We start from the raw sequence: 5,224 nt of genomic DNA on the forward strand, positions 1-5,224 counted from the left end.
TATTTCGGTCAAAAGCTTTTTGACAGACTCATCATTGCTTCAATTTATCCTTACTGGAATGATTGCGGATAATCATATTTCTTATTATTCAAATTTAATAGATGATACTAAACTGGTTGGGGTTTCAGAATCTAAATTTGAAGTTAGAAGTAAAATCCTTGAAAAAGACCAAAATCAAAATAGAAATTACTTCACAATAACTTCAAAGGATTCCTTTTCAGAATTAACAACTATAAAACCAATTGATAATTGGGGGAAATCAATGATTTATACTCCCATAAATGATCATTCCAGGACATTTTTAAAAAAAGGTGATGTACTTTTTTGCTATCGTCAGGGTCAATTTGATTCTTTGAATGTCGCATTATCGACAAGAGGGATTTATGCAATTGGAATTGCAGCAAGTGACCCTGAAATTTTGTTTCCAAAGGAAGAAAAACATAATAAATGGGGTATTTTAATAAGTTTTCCTATTCAATTGCCAAAGCATTTAGAATTAAGGAACATTCAAATGCATCCCAAAACAATAGATTTAACCCCTTATAATGGTAACAGAAATGATGCCTTGCAATATATTCCGGATGAAAATCATTATAAAACATTACTAAATCTTTTATATTCCACGAACAAAGAAATTTCAAGTAGTTTTAAGGAATTTTTTCATGACGTAGAATTTAACGAGATAGATTTGCCATTTACATTTTTACATAAACACTATCAATCTGAGAATAAAAAAGCATTAATTCAAAAAACAGATCCTGAAAATTCTTTAAAATCACTATTACAACATAGCTTTATTCAATGGTTCAATAATCCGGATAACCACAAAGAATCCTATGAAGGGTTGGTTGAATTTGAGGTGTTAAATTTTTGGGATTCAGTTTATTTTGACAATAATCTATTTTTACTTGACCCTAATAATTTAACAAAATCGCTTGAAAAAATAAAAAATTTAATTCTAAGGAATACTAATCAAAAATGGAAACTTTATAGTTCTGCCACAAGTAAAGGTGCCCCCGAGGCGGTATTAGGCAAAAATAATTACATTAAATTTTTATCGGAATTTATTTCTGAACAATCCAATGTAGATATTTTACTTGACTTGTTGGGAAAGTTTGAAACATTCCCAGATTTTCCTTTTTCAAATAAGTTGTTGGTGGAAAACCTCTTGAATTACGGACTTAAAATTCCATCTAGTTTAGTTCTAAGATTTACTGATTCCCTTCTTACCAAACCCTTTGTTATCCTTACCGGCCTTTCGGGTTCAGGCAAAACCAAATTGGCACAAGCCTTTGTATTATGGATTTGTCAATCGAACAAGCAATTCAAAATTGTCCCTGTGGGTGCCGATTGGACTAATCGCGAACCACTTTTGGGTTATCCCAATTCTTTGGAATCCAATAATTACGTCAAGCCTGATAATGGCGTTTTGGACTTGCTATTAGAAGCTTCCCAAAATGAAAACCAAAACAAACCCCATTTTATAATTTTGGATGAGATGAACCTCAGCCATGTGGAGCGGTATTTTGCAGATTTCCTATCTGTCATGGAATCCGGTGATGCCATCAAGCTTTATTCAGGAACATCAAGAAAGAGTTCTGACGAAAAAGCTATTCCTTTGGAAATCTCATGGCCCAAAAACCTTTTTATCATCGGGACAGTCAATATCGATGAAACGACGTATATGTTTAGTCCCAAAGTCTTGGACAGGGCCAATGTGATCGAGTTCAGGATTACTGAAGACGAAATAAGCGATTACCTTGATTCAGTAGGAGAACTCAACCTGAAGGGGATTGAGGGTAAGGGCTCGGGCATGGGATCGGACTTTGTAAGGTTGGCTTTGGAAAGGAATTATCCTTCGGATAATGCTGACCAACTCAACGAAGCACTTTTGGAATTTTTCAAAGAACTGAAAAAAACCGGGGCTGAGTTTGGTTACCGTACCGCCTCCGAGATGAAGCGGTTTGTCGGCATTGCCAAGAAATTGGATCCGGATTGGAATCTTGATGAAATCATTGACGCAGCCATCATGCAAAAATTACTTCCAAAATTGCATGGATCGAGAAGTAAGCTAGTCTCGGTACTGACATCCTTAGCCAAACTTTGTGTAGAAAATGTTGTTTCCGAAGATGATGTTAAAAAGAAGTTGTTTGAAGCCTATGATAAAGAAGGATTTGCATCAGGACTGAAAATCAAGTATCCGATATCCTTGGAAAAAATCTGTCGCATGCACAAGAATATCATCTCTAACGGATTTACCAGTTATGCTGAGGCCTGATGGAAATTAAGGGAAGAATAGCTATACCTTTAGATACACTCAAACCGGGTCTGGTTTTGGATATTTTTCCCGAAGGGGATAATTTTTTGAGGGAATTGCCTTTGCCGGAGGCGGAAGAAATGGGTGAGGCAGCTGTTCAGCTTTTGGAAGGTAAATCTTATGAGTATCTTTTTTCATGTCCGGATTATAGACTGAGAACAAATTATAACGGGATCATTACACAATCCCGGTCCACAAATCTGGCAGGTGGCAGGATTGTTCCCAATATTTATGTAGGAACCCTTACCGCTTACGCTTCCCATAAAGACAATCCCGAGAAAGAATTTACGGTTTCTTTTGAGGTGCTGGCTTCAAAGTTTGACAATGAACCCAATAAAAGCTATCGAGAGCATTACAGGTATATGTTGGAAAGCATTACTGACAAGTGCACTGAGCTTTTGATGCAAATCAATTCCCCTGTTCACCAAAACTATGAAGTGGATTTTGATCAGGATCCCAAAACCATTTACCAACGCTTTTGCTTTGTGAGGTCGATCATCAATTCTCCGGAATTTGAGGAAGCCATCCAGAAAATCATCAGTAATCCTAAAACCAATTGGTCAGAAAACCCGGAAGTTAAGGATACCCGAAATATCAGGCGGTTTAATCAATCTTCCATCAGGCAGTTGGTTTCGGGAAGCAACAGAACTGCGTTGGATGAAGGCCATTTGCTTAGAAGATATGGATTAAATTCTATCCCTTCAAAAATCCAAGGAGTCAAAAAAGTGGAGATTTTGGATAACCCGGAGAACCGGTTTATCAAACACGCCTTAGAAGTTTACCTATCATTTTGTGAAAATTGCTTGGATAAATTCTCGCCTACTACGCGGGAAAGGAAAGAAGCCGATATTTTAGTAAAAACCTTAGAAAACATATTAAGCCATAATTTTTTTAAAGAAATATCAAGACCTACCACATTACGACTTAATAGTACTGTTCTCCAAAGGAAGAGTGGTTACCGTGAGATTTTAAGTTCTTGGTTGAAATTTGACCTAGCCGCCAAACTGATCTGGAAAGGCGGGGATGATGTGTATCAGGCAGGAAAACGGGATATAGCAGCACTTTATGAATACTGGTTGTTTTTTACCCTTTATGATTTGTTCAAAGGAAAATTCAAACTTGACCAACATAGCGGTGATGATATATCCTATAATCATCTGTTTGAATTTGATAAAGATAAAATCCAAGTCATCGTAAAACGCGGAAAACATGTAGCCTTAAAAGGAAAATGTGATTTTGGAACTAGAGTGCTAATGATCAAATTTTCTTTTAACAGGTCATTTCAAGGAGGCAACATGTACACCGAGGGCAATAGTGGAAGCTGGACTTCCACACTTAGGCCTGATTATACTTTGACTTTTTGGCCGGCTGATATGAAGGAAAAGGATGCAGAAAAGCTTGAACAAATAGTCCATATCCACTTTGACGCGAAATACAAGGTGAATCAATTTTTAGTAAATATCGGCTCAGGAACGGAAGATTTGGACCTTGAAAAAGAGGAAGAAAGAAAAGGGAATTATAAGAATGCAGATTTATTGAAAATGCATGCTTACAAAGATGCCATCAGAAGAACAGGTGGTGCCTATATCCTTTATCCGGGAACGGAGCAAAAAGCATTTCGTGGGTTTCATGAAATCATCCCCGGGCTTGGTGCATTTGCCATTAATCCTTCAGAAGACAAATCCGGCATTGACAAGCTATCTGACTTCATCGACCAAGTGATGAAACATCTCTTGGATCGAATTTCACAAAGGGACAGACTTTCATCCAAAGTCTATGAGATTCATAAAAACTCAAAAACTGACGACAATATCCTTCATGAACCATTCCCGGAATACCATAAAGAATCGAGCTCAGAGAGGATTATTCCTGATGAGACCTTTGTATTAGTCGGTTATAGTAGATCACCGAAAAGGATGAAGTGGTATGAAAACAAGGGACTTTACAATTTCAGAATGGATGATGATGCGGGTTCTTTGGTTTTGAGCAAAGAAGTGGCAGATGCCAAGTATTTGCTTCTTCGGGAGAAGGGAAAGGACAAGGCTGATAGACTTTTCCAGATAACGAGTGAAGGACCTATTGTCTATTCCAAATCCAAGCTCCATGAATTAGGTTATCCTCAAATAGGGACTGGAAAGGCGTATTACTTGATAATAAAAATAAAAAAGGTCAAGCCGAGTGATTTTGGTGCAGTCAAATGGAGGTTCAAGGATCTACATGCTTACCAAAAATCAATTGAGTCAGAAAGAAATATTAGGACGCGTGTTGGAATACCCTTTACCGTGACTTTATCAGAATTGATGCGGGTAGTGGAAAGACAGGGTTAATGATTATATCGACATGGAAAAACTGCTGACATATGCTCTAAAGAATGGTGTTCTTACACATGTACTAGATGTTCCAAATGGAAAGGAGTGCGGATGTTTATGTCCAAAGTGCTTAGAGCCTTTAGTTGCAAAAGCAAACATAAAAACCGAAAAGTATAAAAAGGAACCACATTTTGCTCATAGTTCCGGATCGGATTGCCCAGGTGCATATGAATCAGCACTTCACTTATTGGCTAAAAAAGTTCTAAGGGAAACCAAACAAATTCAACTTCCAGATTTCCATTTTGACTATGATATAGGAAACAAGGATTCTCTTTTTAATTCTCTAAATATCATGGATTTTGAATGGGTTTTGGAGGAACAAAAAGTAAAAACTGGAGAAGAATATATTGTTGCAGATGTGGAATGTAGAAAAGGAGAACGAAAATTGTTTGTTGAATTTGCCCACACTCATTTTGTGGATTCAGATAAAAAGAGGAAGATCAAAAATGGAAATTTTTCATTATGATTATCCGCAATCATTCCAGTAAGGATAAATTGAAGCAATGATGAGTCTGTCAAAAAGCTTTTGACCGAAATA

Annotated in this window: 3 protein-coding genes; all 3 read left to right on the forward strand. The window is 36.9% G+C overall.

Going from position 1 to position 5,224, the window contains the following annotated elements; translation table 11 throughout:
* Window positions 1–1,156 precede the first annotated feature (1,156 nt).
* The 3 genes from MMU05_RS22855 to MMU05_RS22865 are packed head-to-tail and all read left to right on the forward strand — an operon-like array spanning window position 1,157 to window position 5,152.
* Window positions 1,157–2,278: an McrB family protein gene (locus MMU05_RS22855; RefSeq protein ID WP_241143977.1), complete on the forward strand. Its 1,122-nt coding sequence runs from the start codon at window positions 1,157–1,159 to the stop codon at window positions 2,276–2,278.
* Window positions 2,278–4,644, forward strand: a complete 2,367-nt coding sequence (locus MMU05_RS22860; RefSeq protein ID WP_241143978.1) for a DUF2357 domain-containing protein — start codon at window positions 2,278–2,280, stop codon at window positions 4,642–4,644. Before MMU05_RS22855 ends, MMU05_RS22860 begins: the two co-directional genes overlap by 1 nt.
* A 13-nt stretch (window positions 4,645–4,657) precedes the next feature.
* The gene (locus MMU05_RS22865) at window positions 4,658–5,152 is read left to right on the forward strand and encodes a competence protein CoiA family protein (RefSeq protein ID WP_241143979.1); all 495 of its coding nucleotides are present in this window, start codon (window positions 4,658–4,660) and stop codon (window positions 5,150–5,152) included.
* Window positions 5,153–5,224: the final 72 nt, after the last annotated feature.

It is taken from the genome of Cognataquiflexum rubidum (assembly GCF_022538115.1).
Classification (GTDB): Bacteria; Bacteroidota; Bacteroidia; order Cytophagales; family Cyclobacteriaceae; genus Cognataquiflexum; species Cognataquiflexum rubidum.